The 20,248-nt window shown below is 39.8% G+C and carries 20 protein-coding genes and 1 pseudogene; 17 read left to right on the top strand and 4 right to left on the bottom strand.

Going from position 1 to position 20,248, the window contains the following annotated elements; genetic code table 11:
- From V7122_RS07195 to pheA, 6 genes are all read left to right on the top strand, one after another.
- The gene (locus V7122_RS07195) at nt 1-345 is read left to right on the top strand and encodes a ribosomal-processing cysteine protease Prp (RefSeq protein WP_335347765.1); all 345 of its coding nucleotides are present in this window, start codon (nt 1-3) and stop codon (nt 343-345) included.
- A complete protein-coding gene (rpmA, locus tag V7122_RS07190) occupies nt 346-639 on the top strand; it encodes a 50S ribosomal protein L27 (RefSeq protein WP_066292897.1) in 294 nt (97 codons plus the stop codon).
- A 324-nt stretch (nt 640-963) separates the two neighbouring features.
- Nucleotides 964-1,506, top strand: coding sequence for a sporulation initiation phosphotransferase B (locus tag V7122_RS07185; protein ID WP_335347766.1), 543 nt, complete (start codon nt 964-966; stop codon nt 1,504-1,506).
- A gap of 80 nt (nt 1,507-1,586) precedes the next feature.
- Entirely contained in the window at nt 1,587-2,873 is a 1,287-nt protein-coding gene (gene obgE / locus V7122_RS07180; RefSeq protein ID WP_335486306.1) for a GTPase ObgE, read from the top strand.
- 28 nt (nt 2,874-2,901) lie between these two features.
- Complete coding sequence (locus V7122_RS07175) at nt 2,902-3,357, top strand: ACT domain-containing protein (RefSeq protein ID WP_066292905.1); 456 nt, start codon at nt 2,902-2,904, stop codon at nt 3,355-3,357.
- A 141-nt stretch (nt 3,358-3,498) separates the two neighbouring features.
- Nucleotides 3,499-4,377, top strand: a complete 879-nt coding sequence (gene pheA / locus V7122_RS07170; RefSeq protein WP_335526152.1) for a prephenate dehydratase — start codon at nt 3,499-3,501, stop codon at nt 4,375-4,377.
- A 429-nt stretch (nt 4,378-4,806) separates the two neighbouring features.
- Here the strand turns inward: pheA and V7122_RS07165 are convergent, their stop codons facing one another.
- Together V7122_RS07165 and V7122_RS07160 are read right to left on the bottom strand one after the other, a co-directional pair.
- Nucleotides 4,807-5,343 carry a transcription repressor NadR gene (locus V7122_RS07165; RefSeq protein ID WP_335526151.1) on the bottom strand — a complete coding sequence of 179 codons (537 nt, stop codon included), beginning with the start codon at nt 5,341-5,343 and terminating at the stop codon, nt 4,807-4,809.
- 71 nt (nt 5,344-5,414) lie between these two features.
- The gene (locus tag V7122_RS07160; RefSeq protein ID WP_335486313.1) at nt 5,415-6,557 is read right to left on the bottom strand and encodes an IscS subfamily cysteine desulfurase; all 1,143 of its coding nucleotides are present in this window, start codon (nt 6,555-6,557) and stop codon (nt 5,415-5,417) included.
- Nucleotides 6,558-6,717: 160 nt separating this feature from the next.
- On the opposite strand from V7122_RS07160, the gene nadB reads away from it, so the two are divergent.
- From nadB to V7122_RS07130, 6 genes are all read left to right on the top strand, one after another.
- Nucleotides 6,718-8,307 (top strand): L-aspartate oxidase, encoded by a 1,590-nt coding sequence (nadB, locus tag V7122_RS07155; RefSeq protein WP_335345556.1) that lies wholly within the window; start codon nt 6,718-6,720, stop codon nt 8,305-8,307.
- Nucleotides 8,276-9,115 (top strand): carboxylating nicotinate-nucleotide diphosphorylase, encoded by an 840-nt coding sequence (gene nadC, locus V7122_RS07150; RefSeq protein ID WP_335345555.1) that lies wholly within the window; start codon nt 8,276-8,278, stop codon nt 9,113-9,115. Before nadB ends, nadC begins: the two co-directional genes overlap by 32 nt.
- A 60-nt stretch (nt 9,116-9,175) precedes the next feature.
- Complete coding sequence (gene nadA, locus V7122_RS07145; RefSeq protein WP_335345554.1) at nt 9,176-10,282, top strand: quinolinate synthase NadA; 1,107 nt, start codon at nt 9,176-9,178, stop codon at nt 10,280-10,282.
- 207 nt (nt 10,283-10,489) lie between these two features.
- Nucleotides 10,490-12,220 (top strand): SafA/ExsA family spore coat assembly protein, encoded by a 1,731-nt coding sequence (safA, locus tag V7122_RS07140; RefSeq protein ID WP_335526150.1) that lies wholly within the window; start codon nt 10,490-10,492, stop codon nt 12,218-12,220.
- Nucleotides 12,192-13,184: a phosphotransferase gene (locus V7122_RS07135; protein WP_335526149.1), complete on the top strand. Its 993-nt coding sequence runs from the start codon at nt 12,192-12,194 to the stop codon at nt 13,182-13,184. The genes safA and V7122_RS07135 overlap by 29 nt, the downstream gene beginning before the upstream one ends.
- Before the next feature lie 101 nt (nt 13,185-13,285).
- Nucleotides 13,286-13,948 (top strand): YhcN/YlaJ family sporulation lipoprotein, encoded by a 663-nt coding sequence (locus V7122_RS07130; protein WP_335353764.1) that lies wholly within the window; start codon nt 13,286-13,288, stop codon nt 13,946-13,948.
- Between the two features lie 89 nt (nt 13,949-14,037).
- Here the strand turns inward: V7122_RS07130 and aroD are convergent, their stop codons facing one another.
- Together aroD and V7122_RS07120 are read right to left on the bottom strand one after the other, a co-directional pair.
- A complete protein-coding gene (gene aroD / locus V7122_RS07125; RefSeq protein ID WP_335526305.1) occupies nt 14,038-14,796 on the bottom strand; it encodes a type I 3-dehydroquinate dehydratase in 759 nt (252 codons plus the stop codon).
- A gap of 15 nt (nt 14,797-14,811) precedes the next feature.
- Nucleotides 14,812-15,267 (bottom strand): annotated as a pseudogene (locus V7122_RS07120) (shikimate kinase); the annotation flags it as partial.
- A gap of 283 nt (nt 15,268-15,550) precedes the next feature.
- Here V7122_RS07120 and V7122_RS07115 point away from each other — a divergent pair.
- From V7122_RS07115 to tgt, 5 genes are all read left to right on the top strand, one after another.
- The gene (locus tag V7122_RS07115) at nt 15,551-16,102 is read left to right on the top strand and encodes an intercompartmental signaling factor BofC (protein ID WP_335526148.1); all 552 of its coding nucleotides are present in this window, start codon (nt 15,551-15,553) and stop codon (nt 16,100-16,102) included.
- A 156-nt stretch (nt 16,103-16,258) separates the two neighbouring features.
- Nucleotides 16,259-16,870 (top strand): Holliday junction branch migration protein RuvA, encoded by a 612-nt coding sequence (gene ruvA, locus V7122_RS07110; RefSeq protein ID WP_335345549.1) that lies wholly within the window; start codon nt 16,259-16,261, stop codon nt 16,868-16,870.
- 37 nt (nt 16,871-16,907) lie between these two features.
- Nucleotides 16,908-17,909 (top strand): Holliday junction branch migration DNA helicase RuvB, encoded by a 1,002-nt coding sequence (ruvB, locus tag V7122_RS07105; protein ID WP_335345548.1) that lies wholly within the window; start codon nt 16,908-16,910, stop codon nt 17,907-17,909.
- 56 nt (nt 17,910-17,965) lie between these two features.
- Nucleotides 17,966-18,994, top strand: coding sequence for a tRNA preQ1(34) S-adenosylmethionine ribosyltransferase-isomerase QueA (gene queA / locus V7122_RS07100; protein ID WP_335345547.1), 1,029 nt, complete (start codon nt 17,966-17,968; stop codon nt 18,992-18,994).
- Nucleotides 18,995-19,042: 48 nt separating this feature from the next.
- Entirely contained in the window at nt 19,043-20,182 is a 1,140-nt protein-coding gene (gene tgt / locus V7122_RS07095) for a tRNA guanosine(34) transglycosylase Tgt (RefSeq protein WP_335345546.1), read from the top strand.
- Nucleotides 20,183-20,248: the final 66 nt, after the last annotated feature.

Here is a 20,248-nt window from a genome sequence, read left to right as displayed (position 1 = left end):
ATGATTCAAGTTACGGTGAATCGAAAAGAGTCCGGTATGATTCAGTCATTTGAAATAAGCGGCCATGCCTTTTTTGCTGAAAGAGGGAATGATATTGTCTGTGCAGGCGTATCAGCCGTATCGATTGGCGCCATTAACGCGGTGCATGCTTTAATCGGCATTACACCCGATATTGAGCAAAAGGAGGATGGTTTTCTCCGCTGTGCAATTCCGGACAATTTGCCGGAAGAAACAAACGAGAAAATTCAACTTCTTTTAGAAGGAATGGTTGTTTCATTGCAGACGATCGAAGAGCAATACGGGCAGCATATAAAAATGACCTTCAAAAAGCAGGAGGTGGAATAAATGTTACTAAAATTAGATCTTCAGTTATTTGCTTCTAAAAAGGGAGTAGGTTCAACGAAGAACGGCCGTGATTCTATCGCGAAGCGTCTAGGTGCTAAGCGTGCTGATGGTCAGTTCGTAACTGGTGGTTCTATTCTTTACCGTCAACGCGGTACTAGAATTTACCCAGGTGTAAACGTTGGTAAAGGTGGAGATGATACACTTTTCGCGAAAGTGGATGGTGTTGTTAAATTCGAGCGCCTTGGCCGTGATCGTAAGCAAGTAAGCGTATATCCTGTAGCTCAAGAAGCATAAGGAATGCTTAGGAAAACTCTAGCCTAAATGGTTAGAGTTTTCTTTTTGGTTTGAATCATGTATATTTTGCTTACGTTAGCTTGGTTTTTTGATATACTAACAGCAAGTGACACTTAACTTTATTCAGCCATTTTCATCCATTACTATAGGCTGTTAGATGAATGCAAAATAGCTATTCAATTAAGTCGAGCTAAAAAAAGGCTGAATAAAGTTAAGCCTCTGGCGGATGCCTCAGATTTTTCAGAGGAATTTATCGAGCGAGCTCAGGTAATCTGGGCGCAAATACGCCAAGGCGAATTTGATTTCATGTGTAGGAGTGCATGTATGAAGACTGATTGGGATGTAATCGAGGTGCTGCGTTACGCACGCCACGACTGGTTAAACAAAATCCAACTAATAAAAGGAAATCTGGCATTAAATAAAATTGACCGGGCTAAAGAAATTATTAATGAAATTGTTGTTGAAGCCCAAGCTGAAGCTAAGCTGTCTAACTTGAATATTCCTCAATTCGCCTCCTTGCTTCTTACATATAATTGGGAAAATCATTCGTTTCAAATTGAATATGATGTAATGGAAAGTTCAGTGAACGGTTTATTGGATGATGATTGGCTTACAAATTGGACTAGATCTTTTTTCGATTATTTGGATTCATCTATTAAGCCGTTTTATGAGAATCATTTATCTGTTACAATTGAGCCGCAAATGGATGGAACCCGTTTCTTTTTTGATTTTAGAGGGATAATAATAAATAAGATGCAGCTAGAGCAATTTTTGGAGATAAAAGGATCAACATATCCAGAAATTGTTATTCAAAGCTGGACTGAACAAGAATTATCATTTGATTTTTTAGTTTCCCCTAGAAAATAATCCATCATCATAGTACATAATGAAAACATACAGTTCTTGCTGTTCTATGAAATGGGAACAGCTAAGACGGGAGGAATAATATGTTTGTCGATCAGGTAAAAATTTATGTTAAAGGCGGAGACGGAGGAAATGGCATGGTTGCCTTCCGCCGTGAAAAATATGTTCCTAAGGGAGGACCTGCGGGCGGAGATGGCGGTAATGGCGCAGATGTCGTTTTTGAAGTGAACGAAGGTCTGCGTACACTAATGGATTTCCGTTATCAGCGCCATTTTAAAGCTACCCGCGGGGAGCATGGCATGTCCAAAAACCAGCATGGCAAAAATGCTAAAGATATGATTGTTAAGGTTCCCCCTGGAACAGTTGTTACAGATGTAGAAACAAATGAGATCATTGCTGACCTTACTGAGCATGGCCAAAAAGCTGTTATTGCAAGAGGTGGCCGAGGTGGAAGAGGAAACTCTAGATTTGCTACTCCATCTAATCCAGCACCAGAATTATCAGAGCATGGAGAGCCGGGAATCGAGAGAGAAGTCATTCTTGAATTAAAGCTTTTGGCGGACGCTGGGCTTGTTGGTTTTCCAAGCGTAGGCAAATCAACGCTATTATCTGTTGTTTCTTCGGCAAGACCGAAAATTGCAGAATACCATTTTACGACTATTGCTCCAAATCTAGGTATGGTTGAAACCGAAGACGGGCGCAGCTTTGTCCTAGCAGACCTGCCAGGATTAATTGAGGGGGCACATTCTGGAGTTGGTCTTGGCCATCAGTTCCTAAGACATATTGAACGTACCCGGGTTATCGTTCACGTCATTGACATGGCGGCAACAGAGGGCAGAGATCCATATGAAGACTACTTAACCATTAATAAAGAATTACGAGAATATAATTTACGATTAACGGAAAGACCTCAAATTATTGTTGCAAATAAAATGGAAATGCCTGGAGCGGAGGAAAATCTTCAAAAGTTCAAAGAGCAAATTGAAGAGGATTATCCAATTTTTCCAATATCGGCGATTACAAGACAAGGGTTAAGAGATTTAGTATTTGCCATTGCTGACAAAATTGAAAAAACACCTGAATTCCCGCTTCATGATGAGGTCGAGACAGGTGTTCATCGCGTAGTCTATAAACATGAAGCTGAAGAATCAGAATTCGTTATTACAAGGGATTCAGCTGGTACATTTATTGTTTCAGGAGACGCGATTGAGAAGCTCTTTAAGATGACTGACTTTTCTAGGGATGAATCTGTCCGCCGTTTTGCAAGACAGCTCCGTGGAATGGGTGTCGATGAAGCTCTCCGTGAAAAAGGGGCAAAGGACGGGGATACAGTAAAGCTTCTTGATTATGAATTTGAGTTTATAGAATAATCTCAGGATGGCTTAATGGAGTGTAGGTATGAGACAGGAGAAATTCGATAAGAAATTTTATCTCGTTCGGGAAGATGTTCTTCCGGAGGCTATGAAAAAAACGTTAGATGCTAAAGAAATGATTGAGAGAGGGAAGGCAGAATCCGTTTGGGATGCCGTGCAAAAGGTAGATTTGAGCAGGAGTGCCTTTTATAAATACAGGGATACTGTCTTTCCTTTCCATACGGTAGTCAAAGAAAGATTAATTACTTTATTTTTCTATCTGGAAGATCGTTCAGGTACTTTATCTCATCTGCTTGCAGTGGTTGCCTCTTCTGGGTGCAATGTCATGACAATTCACCAAACGATCCCTTTAATGGGGAGGGCAAACGTCACCCTTTCCTTAAATATTACTGCGATGGCTATTGAAATTGAAGAACTGCTTGCAAATTTGAGAAAGCTGGAGTTTGTTGAAAAAGTTGAGGTGCTCGGCTCAGGTGCATAATCTTTGTACCTATTCCGGCCCTGATTTTTTCTTTTACGGGCAGTTTATCAAAACAATCAAAATTGATTACTTACATTCTTCGTGTAAAGTGGTAAAGTATTAGTATGAAAGAATGCTTGTAATTAAAGGGAGAGATTTTTCGTGAAAGTAGGTTATTTAGGTCCGAAAGCAACATTTACTGATATCGCTGTACGGGAAATGTTTCCCGAAGAACAGGCTGTGCCCTATTTAACAATTCCTGATTGTTTTGACGCTTTAATAGAGGATGAAATTGAAGTAGCTGTAGTGCCACTAGAGAATGCACTTGAGGGATCAGTTAATATTACGCTTGATTATTTAGTTCATGAAGTGGATCTTCCAATTGTTGGGGAAATAACTTGTCCGATTAGGCAGCATTTTATGGTTCATCCAGCAAATAAAGATCATTGGAAGGAAGTTGGTGTTGTTTACAGTCATTCTCACGCTTTAGCTCAATGCCATAAATTTTTGCATAAGGAGCTTAAGGGGACGCCATCTGAAAAAACAACATCGACTGCTGCTGCAGCTCAATTTGTAAAGGAGCATCCAGACATTAAAGCGGGTGCCATTGCCAACGAGCTCGCGGCAAAGGAATATGGTCTTGAAATCGTACGTGAGGATATTCACGATGTCAGCTATAATCATACACGTTTTATAGTTCTATCGAAGAACGAGGTCTCTTTACGGGAAGAGAAAACATCATTTAAGGGCTACAAAACGACCGTCATGATTACTTTGCCATCTGATCGTTCCGGAGCTCTTCATCAAGTCCTGTCCGCCTTTGCTTGGAGAAAATTAAATCTTTCTAAAATTGAATCAAGGCCAATGAAAACAGGACTTGGAAATTACTTCTTTATAATTGATGTTGATATGAAGCAGGATGATGTTCTCATTCCAGGTGCAGTCGCCGAACTTGAAGCATTAGATTGTAAGGTGAAAATTTTAGGAAGTTATCCATACTTTCAGCTCGGAATGGAAAAAAGCCGAGTTCAACATATATGAGTAATTACGGCATTGTAAATTGGTTCGATAATGTTGGGGGAAAATTCCCAATAACAACAAAAAAATGAACGCTCAAAATCACTTTAAGCGTTCATTTTTTTATAATATTAATCTTAAGCGGACAATGAGTCCGCTATTTTTATTAAATGACCATAATTTAAGAGCTAAGCGGACTCTAGGTACGTTATTTACAAATAACATAAGTAAATTACTGCTTTTTTACAAAATTAGCGGAACCTATGTCCACAAACATAAGGAAATGCCCTATTTTTTCGCATATAACGGAACTGGTGTCCGCCAAGCTCAGATAATCAAAATAACAAAAGTTGTTAATCCTTACTGGTTAAAAATCAGCAGGGCCAATTCCGTATGTCTAGTCACCAATTAGTATACTTGCTTATCCGCAAAATCATTATATGTTTTTTTCTCCTATTCCACGATAAAATTAGCTTGTTTCAATGCATTGACTGCTTCATCCAGTTTTTGTTCAGAGGCAGCTTGGAGGGTGTGGAGGTGAATGCCTTCTGTTAGCTCTGATAGGTAGGCTGCCTTTGTTGCTTTGATTTTTTCAATAAATTGCTTGACTTCTTTTCGATTTGAAACCATAACCGAAGCAATTAAATCCCCGTAAACGGGATGTTCAATTCGCACGTCCTTGACGGTAACTCCATGGTCCACAAGTAAATTCAGCTCTTCTTCTGTTCTTTCGGGAGTGTGGGAACTTGCAACGGTTCGTTCAAAAGATGTGGAGATGGAAGCTTGGGTTAAGTAAATATATCCTTGGCTTGTAGCAAGGATAGGCTCTCCTCTTGCTTTAAGCAAGGTAATATCACCAACAATGACTTGCCTGCTTACGTTCGTTCTCGTTGCAAGCTCATTCCCTGTTATCGGTTCACCATTTTTCTTCAATAACTCGAGCAGCAGTTCTCTTCTTTCCTCACCGAGTACCTTTTTCTGATCCTTCATTTTTCGAAAACTCCCTTTATATGACGATAATGATACATTTTAACATATTTGTTCAGTAAAATTAAATTTGCTTAATCCGGAAACCATTCTTGAGTTATTCTTACAAGAGCTTTCCCTAATGCTTCTGTGTCTGCTTCTGTTGTATCCCAGCCAAAGGAAATTCTAATAAACTCTTTCGCATCCTTCCCTGTTATTCCCATAGCATTCATCGTTTTAGATATCGTTTGTAAGCCTACCTGGCAAGCACTGCCTGTTGAAACAGCAAAGCCCATGCGATTACACTCAAGCATCACAAATTGCCCTTCAATGCCCCTTATTCGCATCCCAATCGTTGATGGGAGCTGTTGATTGTGATCAGAGCCGTAAATAATATACTGACCATTTATAGGTTCAAGGGCATGTAAAAAAATCTCCCGTAGATGATGATAATGATTTGTGTGATTGTCCAGATTCTTATAAGCCTTTTGGGCAGCAATAGTCATAGCAGCAATACCCGGGACATTGACAGTACCTGGCCTGAAGCCTCTTTCATGAGATGTTTTTGGATAATAAGGCATCCAATGTAAATGGGGATCGATATAAACAACTCCTGTTCCCTTAGGTCCAAAAAATTTATGTCCAGAAATAGAGAGACTATCGACCAATAATGCAATTTTTCTAAAATCCGTTTTACTAAATGTGTGTACACAATCACTATGAAACAGAATTTGATTCTTTTTGCAGAGCATACTAATTTCTTCAAGAGGCTGCAAGGTGCCAATTTCAGAATTTCCATGCTGAATGGTTATTTGCACGGTATCCTCCCTGATTGCTGATCTTAGGTCGACTAAATCAATTAATCCCTTAGAATTTAGTGGAAGTGCCGTTACTTCAAAATGATGCTCGTCAATTAATTTGTCTAACGTACTATGAACGGACGAATGCTCTGCCATGCTTGTTATGATATGCTTGCCCTTTTTTTTCGAGGCTGTTAATAGTGCATGAATAGCAAGGGAATTACCTTCAGAGCCCCCGCTTATAAAATAGATTCCTTCCTTCTGAACATGAAGTAAGCTGGCCCATTCACTTCGGCAATGTTCTAATAAGCTGCTGGCTTCACTCCCTTTATCATGCAGGCTTTGTGCATTTCCATAATATTGGGTTGCCGCCTTTATAAATGTCTCAGCTGCTTCCTCATCAAGAGGGCAGGTTGCAGCATAATCAAAGTATTTCATCCCAGTATCACTCCATAGTTATATTCTCTAATTCTCAAAAGATCTAAAGTTATAAATGATAGAGCTGCAATTCTTATGACAAATCTATAATAACTCTTGTCATAAGTTTAAATCTATGTAAATATAAGTGTCAAGACAACTGTGAAGTCAGGAGGTAAATATGAATAAGGCCAATGTCATCATAATTGGCAGCGGGATATCGGCTTTGCAATTAGCAAAGAGTCTTCGCTGTGACTTGAATGTGATTATTCTCACAAAGTCTAATGTGTATAATAGTAACTCATTTTTCGCTCAAGGAGGTGTAGCCGCGGCCATTGGAAAAAAGGATCATCCAAATAAGCATTATCAGGATACGTTGGAAGCGGGAAGATTTCATAATGATCCTGTAGCGGTGGAGAAATTAACGCAGGAAGGTCCAGCATTAATAAATAGCTTAATAGCTGAAGGCTGTTCATTTGATAAAGGATCGGATGGGGAACTCTCTCTTGGAATGGAAGGAGCACATAGTGATCATCGCATTGTCCACAGTGGAGGGGATGCCACCGGGAGAAATCTCATTCAATTTATGACTGCAAATGTAAATCAAAATATAACCATTATGGAGAATATTTTCGTATTTGACTTATTAATAGATGAGCCTGGGGAAAGATGTATCGGCGTCAAAGGAAAATATCCCGACGGAAGAACAGAAACCTTTTTTGCTGAACATATTGTTTTAGCAACGGGAGGCTGTGGACAGCTATTTGCTTATACATCGAATGCTGCCACAGTTACCGGAGATGGAATTTCTCTTGCTTATAAGGCGGGTGCCGAAATCACTGATATGGAATTTATCCAGTTCCATCCAACATTGCTTCATATTAACGGAAAAGCGGTTGGATTAATTTCAGAAGCAGTTCGTGGTGAAGGAGGACGCCTTATAACAAAGGGAGGCAATTCGATTATGAACAGCATTCATCCTTTAGGTGATTTAGCGCCAAGACATATTGTTTCTCAAACTATTTACCATTATCTCGAAAATGGAGAGCCCATTTTTCTGGATATTTCTTCTGTACAGGGATTTGAAGAACGATTTCCAACGATAACTGCTTTATGTGAGCAACATGGGATTAACATAAAGGAAGGGCTTCTTCCTGTAGCTCCAGGCAGTCACTTCTTAATGGGCGGCATCAAAACGGATTTATTAGGACGGAGCAGTTTAGAAGGGCTATATGCAATTGGGGAGGCAGCCTGTACAGGCATCCACGGGGCAAACAGACTTGCAAGTAATTCCTTACTGGAAGGATTATTCATTGGAAAAAAACTCGCCGAATGGATCAATACATCTCCAATAAGGCATTCAGTTAACTTGAAATCAATTGAACAGTCAGAAATTCGAATGAGTATAGCCAAACTACTCCCTTCTCCCTTTATCATCCAAAAATCAATGATGGAGAATGTCGGCATCATACGCACGAAAAATGGCCTCTCGAGGCAGAAGGAATGGCTTGAAAGCTTTCACATCAATAAATATTTGAACGCCAATTTTGCTGAATTATCTATTGAAGAAATTGAGATGGTATTCATGCTTATAACTGCATGGCTTGTAACAGATTCAGCTTTAAAAAGGACTGAAAGCCGTGGCGGACATTTCAGACAGGATTACCCATGTGAAAATGATCGGGATTGGCTGCGAAAGCAAATTATACATTGCAGAAAAACAGAAAAGGATGATAAGCATGAACAAATTGAAGCTGCGATTGCAACTTGAGCAATTTTTTTTGGAGGATATTGGTGACCGGGATATTACGGGTGAGCTTATTTTCGGAAGAGAAGAAAAAGGGGAAATCGTTTTTATTGCTAAGGATAATGGAGTTTTCTGCGGGGAGGATGTTATTCGGACTGGTTTTTCCATTCTGGACAGCGAGATTAAAGTTGAAATGAAGGTAAAAGATGGGGAATCCATTGAGAATGGGCAAGTTTTAGCAACAGCAGAAGGAACTGTCGCCAATTTATTAAAAGGTGAAAGAGTCATTCTTAATCTTATTCAGCGAATGAGCGGCATTGCCACCATTACCAACAAAGCGGTCTCTGTATTAAATAGTTCACATACGAAAATTTGTGATACGAGAAAAACAACCCCAGGTCTAAGAATGCTGGAAAAATACGCTGTACGCTGTGGAGGAGGGTTTAATCACCGTTATGGGCTTTATGATGCGGTGATGATTAAAGACAATCATATTTCCTTCGCTGGCTCGATCGAAAAGGCAGTTTCAGCCGTTCGTTCTTATATTGGTCATATGGTTAAGATTGAGGTAGAGACCGAAACAAAAGCACAAGTTATGGAGGCGGCTTCAGCAAAAACAGACGTCATCATGTTCGATAATAGACAGCCTGAAGAAATTAAGGAATGGATTCCATACGTGCCTGTAGGAATAGTTACAGAAGCCTCTGGCGGGATTACGCTTGATAACATTGCCAGCTACAGTGATTCAGGTGTTGATTATATCTCTCTCGGCTTTTTAACCCATTCTGCTAAGTCATTAGATATTAGTGTAAAAGTAAAGGTTGGAGAGTAAATCAATAAAAGATAGTTAAAACAACTACTATTAGATAAATACCGCAAAGGGGATTAAGGGATGAATATATTTCAAACGCTTGAAAAGGGGTCAAATGTTCTTCCAGATAAATATCGAAAAATGACAACAGAAGAACTAGAGAATCAAGTAAAATCCATTAAAAATAAGCTTGGAAAAAAATTATTTATTCCGGGTCACCATTATCAAAAAGACGAGGTCATTCAATTTGCTGATGCAACCGGTGATTCCTTGAAGCTGGCTCAATTATCTGAGGATAATAAAGAGGCAGAGCATATTGTTTTTTGTGGAGTTCATTTTATGGCAGAAACCGCTGATATTTTGACTACAGAAAATCAAAAGGTGTACCTGCCAGATATGCGCGCAGGGTGCTCGATGGCGGATATGGCGGATATTTACCAAACAGAAAGAGCATGGGAGAAGTTAATTGCCCTTTTTGGAGAAACGATCATACCATTAACGTATGTGAATTCAACAGCTGCTATTAAGTCGTTTGTAGGTGAGCATGGCGGTGCAACTGTCACCTCCTCGAATGCAGAGAAAATGGTTCAATGGGCATTTGAACAAAAATCCAGAATCTTATTTTTGCCTGACCAGCATTTAGGCAGAAATACGGCCTATAATTTAGGAATAGATCTTGAGGAAATGGCTGTGTGGAATCCAATCAATGATACGCTCGAGTATGATGGCCCGATTGAGAATATCAAGGTTATTCTTTGGAAGGGGCATTGCTCCGTCCATGAGAATTTCACAGTCGCAAATATTGAAGATGCTCGTAGGACCTATCCAGATATGAAAATTATCGTCCATCCTGAATGTTCAAGAGAAGTAGTGGCTCTATCAGATATGGCAGGATCGACCAATTATATTGTTGACGCGATTAATAAAGCTGAAAAAGGTTCATCCTGGGCAATTGGGACAGAGATGAATCTTGTCAACCGAATAATAAAGCAGCATCCGGATAAACAAATTATCTCGCTAAATCCACATATGTGTCCTTGCTTGACTATGAATCGTATTGATTTGCCTCATCTAGTATGGTGTCTAGAGACAATTGAACAAGGTGAAGAGCATAACCTAATAAAAGTAGATAAAGCAATTGCTTCAAATGCAAAGCTTGCATTAGACAGAATGCTAATCCAATCATAAACCTCCAATTCGGGGGTTTTCTTTTTTTAAAAGTCATCCGACAGGAAAATTTAACAAAATTCTAAGAAAAAAATTAATTAAATTCGTTGTAAAATGGGTCTCTAATCATATTATTAATAATAAGTGCATAAGTTTTTGTGTAGATTGTTAGCAATTTGCCCACTTTGACATACACTATATGGACATTTGACTAGGAGGGAAATCAGAGTGAAGATCCATATCGTACAAAAAGGGGATACTCTTTGGAAGATCGCCAAAAAGTACGGCGTGAATTTTGAAGAGCTGAAAAAATTAAATACACAGCTCAGCAATCCTGATATGATTATGCCCGGTATGAAAATAAAAGTTCCTGGATCAGGTGGATCCATAAAAAAAGAAGCTCCAATTGGAGGCATACCGGAAACAAAAGTCAGTATGGGTGCTAAAAAGGAAATGCCTATTGCAGAACACCCTTTTGCAAAAGAAAAACCAATTACATTGCCTGTAGTTGAAGCACCAAAACAAATACCGATAAAAGAAGCACCACAAGTAGAAGTACCAAAGCAATTGCCAAAAATGGTATCACCACAGGTAGAAGCACCAAAGCAATTGCCGAAAATGGTATCGCCGCAGGTGGAAGCGCCAAAGCAATTGCCGAAAATGGTATCACCACAGATGGAAACACCAAAGCAATTGCCGAAAATGGTATCACCACAGATGGAAATACCAAAGCAATTGCCAAAAATGGTATCACCACAAATGGAATTGCCGAAGCAATTGCCAAAAATGGTGTCGCCACTAGAAGAAATGCCAGTGAAACCATACGCTCCAAAAATGCCAAAGCCCATTATGCCTAATTTAGCGGCTCAGCAGCAGGCACCACAGCTCCCGCCAAAACCAGTAAACATCCTTCCACAAGTTAAACCAATTGCCCATGTAAGCCCTGAATCAATTGAAAGTGATCATATAAAACAAGGAGGGTTTTATCAGCCAATGTATCCATACCAACCACACAGTTTTTATCCTGTTTCTCCAGTCATGCCTGGAACTGGATTTCCTGGAGGATATCCACAAACTATGGGCTACCCGCAAGTTCAGGGGGCAGCAACTATGCCTATGTATCAGGCACAAGCAATGCCGATGCATCAAATGCCGCATTACGGATTAGCAGGTGTCGAAAGCCATGGTTTTGAGGAATCATCCTCATTCATGCCGATGCATCAAATGCCATATACGAATCCAGCCTTTACTCAAGTACCAGGAGCACAGATGCCAGCACCTGTAATGGGTGTTCAAGAGATGGGGCAGCATCAATTGCCGCTTCAGCCAACATATACGGCACCAGCGATGCAGCCAGCCTATGGATATCCACAGGCGCCATGTCCTCCTTTCCTGCCACCAATGATTCCGATATCACCAGTCATGCCTGGGTCCGGTTTTTGCGGACCAATGCTATACGAACAAATGCCGTATGGATATCCGCAAATGGGTGTAATGCCTCAAGTACAAGGGGTGATGGAGGAATCACCTGGTATGGCTCAGATGCCTTTAATGCCAACTCAAAGTCAGATGCCGATAATGCCAACTCAAACCCAGATGCCAATAATGCCAACTCAAACCCAGATGCCAATATTGCCATCCCAAAGCCAAATGCCATTAATGCCAACACAAGTTATGCCAATGCAAGGAGTAAAAGAAGATTGCGGCTGTGGCAGCGGAGCCCCACAAATGTTTCAGGGAGCGTATAATCCAGGCTTTGGAGCACCTGGAATGTATGACATGGGAGTAGCTCCAATGTACCGTGCTCCATATGGACAGCAATATGGCAATCCGCAAATGGGTTACCCTATGACTGGGGGCATGAACCCATATATGAGTCCATATGGACCAGGGCCATTGGGAGGTCAGGCTTTGGAGATGCCGCGAAGCTTTGAAGAAAGCGATGAATATGAAGATTAATCACGGAGGAGACGATTTATTTCTTAATCGTCTCTTCTCCTATTTACAAAATCAGCTAACGATTACAATTGAAGAAATTAAACCAATTAGAAAAAAGGTTTTTTATGTTAAGGCGACTGACGAGGATTTTATATTAAAGGGATTTTCGACTTTTTCACGACTAAAGCAGCAGGAAGACTTTGTAACGTCTTTGAAGGAAAAAGGATTTTTAAAAACATATTCTTTTTATCAATTGGCAAAGTATCCGCCATTACAGTTTGAAGGCAGCTTTTATGGTTGTCTGGAATATATACAGCCTTCAGATCATTCATTTACATTTCATCACCAGCAAGATCAGCAGGAAGGTTTATACTTATTAAACGATTTTCACTCAGCAACAGAAAATATGGCAAAACAATTTGAACAGGGACTCCCCCAATTTAATCAATTTGCCAAATGGAATGAAAGATTAACGATATTTTTTAATAATCTGCCGATCATTAAATATTATGTGCAAAAAGAAATAATTAATGAGTTACTCGTTTGGGCAAACTGGTCTTTAAAAGGGATTCAGGCAGAAGATAACTTTTTTCAAAGCGGGAAAAAGGTTATTCTGCATGGCGATGTCGCCCATCATAATTTTTTGCGAGCAAACAACGATGAATTACATCTGATTGACTTTGATTTAATTAGTATAGGACTACCACATTCTGACTATCTCCAATATGCCAATAGGATATTGCCTAACTTACAATGGTCATTTAAGGAGCTGGAAGGTATTAAGATCATACACCCGTTTATGCTTGAAAAGGGGTTTTTATACGGGCTCGGGTATCCAACCGACATTTTCAGGGAATGGAATCGTTCTATAAGAGAACGGTCGCATTTACAGCAAGAAAAAATTCAGCAATTGCTGCATATAACAGTTGGACAATTTAAGCAGAGACAAGATTTTTTCAAGGAATTGCAAAATAAGGTTGAATGAGTGTTATTTGGTCGTAACTAGGCAGAATGAAAGCGAGTCTAACCTGCCACCCTATTAATGAGCATTAGCTCATGCTTTTACTTTGCGAGGGGGTATTTCGCTTGAATAAAAAGCTATTTGCACTGCCAGTTGCAGCAATTATGTCGATAGGATTAGCTGGATGCGGGCTAAATGATAATGAAACAGCTGTCCAAGACCGAAACAATAAAAATGTTCAGCCTATAGGCTATTATTCAAGTGATAATCAGCGAAATGGCGGAGGGAATGCCCGTATTCTTGATGGAGTGGATAATGATGGACCCGTTACTGAAATGATGGATAATACGATTAATAATGGGGACCGAAATTACCAGCGACTGCAAAATGACGGTTTCAGCCGGAATGATGCCAATTACCATGGGCATCTAGGCTTTAATGAACGTAAGCCGCGATCCTCTTATTATGAAGGCTACGATGGAAATTTCATCAATCAAATTAATCAGGCTGCCCGTGTAAATAATGTGAGGGACGTTGAATCACTTGTAAATGGAAATGATGTCCTAATCGCTGTCAATCTTGCTGATAATGATCGAAAACAAGAAACGATCACAAAAATCCAACAAGCAGTTAGTCCTTACTTAAATGGAAAAACTGCCCATATTGTCACAGATTCATCGACCTTTAATCGTATAAAGGTGATTGATAATGACTTGCGGGAAGGCGGCCCAAGGGATCAGATTAATTTAGACACTCAAAACATCTTTAATTCGCTGAAAAAACGGTAAATTTAACGGATTTGGACAGGTTTTTGATAAAACGCTGCAACAAGTACAGAAACATAAGGAGCAAAGTTATGCTTTGCTCCTAACTTTACTTATTTGTGGAGAATGGTTAATACTCTGCGTAGCTCTGTAGCAGCTATTTGTCCTGGTGCAGATACTTTTTTCGCAGAACCGAATGTTATGCTTGAACCAAAAATTCCTCCTGATAAACGGCTTATTACCCCTTTTTCTGCCATCGACATCGTAATAATCGGGCGATCAGCATAATGATCATACATTGTAAGTGTGGCTTCTAATAGTGTTAAGACATCTGATGCAGTTGTAGGCATGACAGCAATTTTGGGAAGATCGCCGCCAAGCTCTTGCGCCTTACGGAGACGTCTAATTATTTCATCTTTTGGAGGCGTTTTTTCAAAGTCGTGATTGGAAATGATGACAAAAACATGATTGGTGTGTGCGGTATTTACAACCTCTCTAATAATAACCTCATCACTAAATAATTCTACATCCACAATATCCACTAAACCTGTATTGATAACTGCTTTATTTAATTCCGTATAATAGGCAAGGCTGATGTCTTTTTCGCCGCCTTCCCTTGCACTTCTAAAAGTGAAAATAATAGGCGTGGAAGATAATTCCTTGTGGATCATTCCCAAAGCCATTTTAACTTGGTCAATATCCTCAACATTCTCGAAAAAGTCGGCCCGCCATTCTACTAAATCTGCATCAATTGTTTTTAAATACGTTGCCTCTTCCTTTATTTGACTTATTGTCTCCCCAATAATAGGGACACATATTTTCGGAGGCCCATCGCCAATTACAATATTCTTAACTGTTATTTGCTTGTTCAAGAGTAATGTTTTTACAATCTGGTCGGAAACTTCCTCCGCTTCTAGATTTTCTGTTTCAAACTTGTGATGGTGATGAGAATAAATTTCCTGTCTTATCTGAAAAAGCTCTTGAATTTCATTCAAAGATTTTCCTTGCAGCACAGGACGGCTATCAATAATTAAAGGAATTCTTTCCTTCCAGCTTTCCCAAGGCAAGTGAATATAAATAACAATACAATTCGCTAAACAGGCCTCTCTAATTTCTTTCTGAAGAAAAGCTCCTCCGCCAAGAGATAAAATATGAGATTTTTCTTGGCTCAATTTAATAATGAGTGCTTTTTCCTTCTCCCTAAACTGCTTCTCACCTAGCTGACTAAAAACTTGGGATATGGGCATTTGAAATTCTTTTTCTATTTCAACATCTGTATCAATAAATTTACGGCCTAGCTTTTCAGCAACCAAATTTCCTATAGTTGTTTTGCCAACTCCCATAAATCCAATAATAACTATGCTTTTTTCCCTCAAAGGAATTTCTCGGCTTAACAAAATACATGATCCCCCTAAGTAAATATAACTTTTCCTCATTATAGAACTTCTTTCATGCTAATCATAGTTTAAATATTTTGTTATTTGCTCAATTACTTTTTTGAATGATTCACTGTTTATTAATTAATTTGTAAAATATAACCGGATAAGGAAGAAAAATATGGTCACAATAGTTAATGATATGAAACAAAATTTAAAAGCACCGTATTCAATAACGAGGTGATCAATAATGAGAACCAAATGGTCCATAGCCCTTTGCTTTGCTATTCTACTTTTGATTCAGTTTTCCCCTATCAATGGATTAGCAGAGGGAAATGCTTCACAGGGGAATATGGGGAATAACAAGGTTACAACTTTTGAGGAACCACTGCATATAACGGTCGTTTTAGAGCGTATGTATATGGATGGAGAGTTAAGCCAGGAACTTCTTACGGAAACAATCTGGTCCATGGAAGAATTTTGGGCGAAATATGATGAATGGCAGCTTATAGATATGGAAGAAGAGAAAATGATCTTCCGTAAATATATGGATGACATATCCCCATTACTGAAAGCGAACGGTTATTTTGGCATTACAGATAAAGGGGTTTTAACGATCTTTAACGGAAGGCCGCATAAGTCAAATATAATCCAGTCCTTTTTTCAGATTGACTTAGGCCGGCTTGAAAGTAAAAAGTGTGAGGAATTAAAAGAAGGAATCCCAATAAAAACAAAGGAACAGTTTGTTGAAGTGCTGGAGACATTTAAGTCTTACTCCAAAGTAGATAAACAAGCGAATTAAAAAACAGTGACAGCTACTACAATTACAGTGGCTGTCACTGTTTTTTTGTGATGATTATTTACATACTCAGCCTTGGTTTTTTACTGCTATTTTTTCTACGAATATATGTAAAGTATGATACAATGATGTACAGCAAAATAGAGGAGCGAAAAGGCATTGTATGAATTTATTAAAGGGCGGGTTGACTATATTGGGCCCGAATTTGTTGTCATCGAGAATAACGGTATAGGCTACCAAATCTCTACTCCAAATCCATTTAGCTTTTCAAAGGATTTAGGACAAGAGGCTAAGGTATTCACTTACCACCATGTGAGACAGGATGTCATAGCCTTATACGGTTTTCATTCGAGAGAAGAGAAAACGCTGTTTATTAAACTATTAGATGTTACTGGAATTGGACCGAAGGGGGCATTGGCCATTCTGGCATCAGGGGAACCGGAACAAGTGGTTCAGGCGATTGAAAATGAGGATGAAGCATTCCTTGTGAAATTCCCGGGAGTCGGTAAAAAAACAGCGAGACAAATGATCCTGGATCTTAAAGGGAAATTGCAAAATATTGTACCGGACTTTTTTCCAGATTTATTTTCACAGGATAAATTACATCCTCAAATGAACGAGCATAGCCAAGAGTTTGAGGAGGCAATCCTTGCATTAAAGGCACTTGGATATTCGGAAAAGGAGATTAACAAAATATCTCCGGCATTAAAAAAAGAAAAATTAACAACAGACCAGTACATAAAAAAAGCGCTGCAAAGGCTGTTAAAATAATGGCTTAGTTATTACTAAGTGAAATTGTGGTGATGATATGGAAGAACGTATAATATCTAGTGAGGCTGATCTGCAGGATCTCTCATTTGAACAAAGCTTACGTCCCCAGAATTTAAAACAATATATCGGTCAGGATAAGGTAAAGGAAAACTTGGAGATATTTATTAAAGCGGCTAAGCTCCGACATGAAACCCTTGACCATGTTTTACTTTACGGTCCGCCTGGCCTTGGGAAAACGACCTTGGCAGCCATTATTGCTAATGAAATGGGTGTGAATATCCGCACGACAGCTGGACCTGCTATAGAGAGGCCAGGAGATCTTGCAGCCATTCTTACAGCACTAGAGCCTGGGGATGTGTTGTTTATTGACGAAATTCACCGCTTGCCGAGGACAATTGAAGAAGTTTTATATCCAGCAATGGAAGACTTCTGTCTAGATATTGTCATTGGAAAGGGCCCTAGTGCGAGATCCGTTAGGCTAGATCTCCCCCCATTTACTCTAGTGGGAGCTACAACAAGGGCAGGTTCTTTATCAGCGCCTTTACGGGATCGCTTCGGAGTACTTAGCAGATTGGAATACTATAATGAATTCCAGCTTCAGGAGATTGTGACTAGGACAGCGGAAGTATTAGATACAGAGATTGAGCCTTTGGCCGCAGCCGAAATTGCTAGAAGGTCCAGAGGGACTCCGCGAATTGCCAATAGGCTGTTAAGAAGAGTGAGAGATTTTGCCCAAGTTAAAGGGAACGGCATAATTGATGAGGCCCAAGCAAATGAAGCCTTGGAGCTTCTTCAAGTTGACCGTTTAGGTCTTGATCATATTGACCATAAATTATTAAGAGGGATCATTGAAAAGTTCCGTGGAGGCCCTGTCGGTTTAGAAACCATTGCCGCAACAATCGGTGAGGAATCACTTACTATCGAAGATGTTTATGAACCATACTTATTGCAAATCGGGTTTCTACAGCGGACACCGCGAGGACGGATCGTGACAGATTTGGTATACAGGCATTTACAAATAGAGGTGCCTGAAGATTAATCCATCCTTTTTGTATGAATGGAGAAAAGCAGAATAATATTAAAGTTGGTGTCAGCATGAAAGTAGACTTATTTGATTTTCATTTACCTGAGGAACTTATTGCACAGACTCCTCTTACCGAGAGGACTAGCAGCAGATTAATGGTGCTTGATAAAACGACAGGTGCAATCACACATGATACATTCAAACATTTAAAAGATTACCTAAAAGCTGGGGACTGCCTTGTCTTAAATGATACAAAGGTGCTGCCAGCAAGACTTTTAGGTGAAAAAGAAGGCACCGGTGCAAAAATTGAGGTGCTCCTATTGAAACAGCAGGATGGGGATGTATGGGAAACGCTTGTAAAGCCAGCGAAACGAATAAAAGAGGGGACAAGGATTGAATTTGGAAATGGACTGCTTTCCGCTGTTTGTGTTGGAAGCTCAGATCATGGAGGAAGAACCCTTGAATTTCATTATGAAGGCATTTTTTATGAGGTGCTCGATCAATTAGGGGAGATGCCTCTTCCGCCATACATAAAGGAGCAATTAGAGGATCGAGAACGGTATCAGACTGTTTTTGCCCGTGAAAGAGGCTCTGCAGCTGCACCTACGGCAGGACTCCATTTTACAGAGGAATTGTTAGAGGAAATAAAAAAAATCGGTGTACATATTGCTTTTATTACTCTCCATGTTGGTCTTGGTACATTCAGGCCTGTTAGTGTAGAGGAAATTGATGAGCATGATATGCATGCAGAGTTTTATCAAGTAACAGAGGGGACGGCTAATCTTTTAAATAAGGTTCGTGAAAGCGGCGGCAGAATTATTACGGTCGGGACAACCTCTACAAGAACACTAGAAACAATTGCTTCTAAACATGATGGCCGGTATGAAGAGGCAAGCGGCTGGACAGATATATTTATTTATCCTGGCTATGAATTTAAAGGTATTGATGGGATGATCACAAACTTTCATTTGCCTAAATCCACGCTTATCATGCTAGTTAGTGCTCTAGCTGGCAGGGAAAATATATTGCATGCCTATCATAAAGCGGTGGAGGAAAAATATCGATTCTTCAGCTTTGGGGATGCCATGCTAATTTTATGAAAAAGTTTAACTGAAAAAATGGTTTAATCATGGAAGGAGAAAACTGAATTGACAGCAATTCGCTATGAATTAATTAAAACATGTAAACAAACGGGTGCTCGTCTTGGACGAGTTCATACGCCGCATGGCTCCTTTGAAACCCCTGTGTTCATGCCTGTCGGTACGCTTGCAACCGTCAAGACAATGTCCCCTGAAGATTTAAAGGAAATGGGAGCAGGTATTATCCTAAGTAATACATACCACCTATGGCTACGCCCGGGGCAGGAGATCGTTGAGGAAGCGGGCGGTCTGCATAAATTTATGAACTGGGACCGTGCCATCTTAACCGACTCGGGAGGCTTCCAAGTATTTAGCTTAAGCGAATTCCGTAAGATTGAAGAGGAAGGGGTCCATTTTCGCAATCACTTAAATGGAGATAAGCTCTTTTTATCACCGGAAAAAGCGATGGAGATTCAAAACTCGTTGGGCTCCGATATTATGATGGCTTTTGATGAATGTCCGCCATTCCCGGCTACTTTCGAATATATGAAGAAGTCAGTGGAACGAACTTCCAGGTGGGCTGAGCGCTGTTTACAGGCGCATAAAAGGCCAAGTGACCAAGGTCTTTTCGGTATTGTTCAAGGTGGCGAATATGAAGAATTACGGAAACAAAGTGCAAAGGACTTAGTTTCACTTGATTTCCCTGGCTATGCTATCGGTGGATTATCAGTAGGTGAACCAAAAGATATTATGAACCGTGTGCTTGAATTTACAACTCCATTACTCCCATCTGATAAACCAAGATACTTAATGGGGGTTGGATCACCTGACTCATTAATTGATGGAGCCATTCGCGGCGTAGACATGTTTGATTGCGTGTTGCCGACTAGAATCGCAAGAAATGGTACTTTAATGACAAGCGAAGGCCGATTAGTTGTAAAGAATGCAAAATATGCCAGAGATTTTGGTCCAATTGATGAGCATTGTGATTGCTATACTTGCCGAAATTACAGCCGTGCCTATATCCGGCATTTAATTCGTTGTGATGAAACTTTCGGAATTCGACTTACGACTTACCATAATCTATATTTTCTGCTAAAATTGATGGAAGGGGTCAGACAAGCGATCAGAGAAGACCGACTTGGTGACTTTAGAGAAGAGTTTTTCGAAAAATACGGTTTTAATAAGCCTAATGCGAAAAATTTCTAATTTGCATATTCAAAAAGATGGACAAACCCTGACTTTTTGAGGAAAATCTTTTTATATGGAAGGAGG

The organism is Bacillus sp. JJ1532 (assembly GCF_036965085.1).
Classification (GTDB): domain Bacteria; phylum Bacillota; class Bacilli; order Bacillales; family Cytobacillaceae; genus Cytobacillus.
Note: the sequence above shows the minus strand (reverse complement) of the source record. Positions and strands in the feature narration are given on the sequence as shown.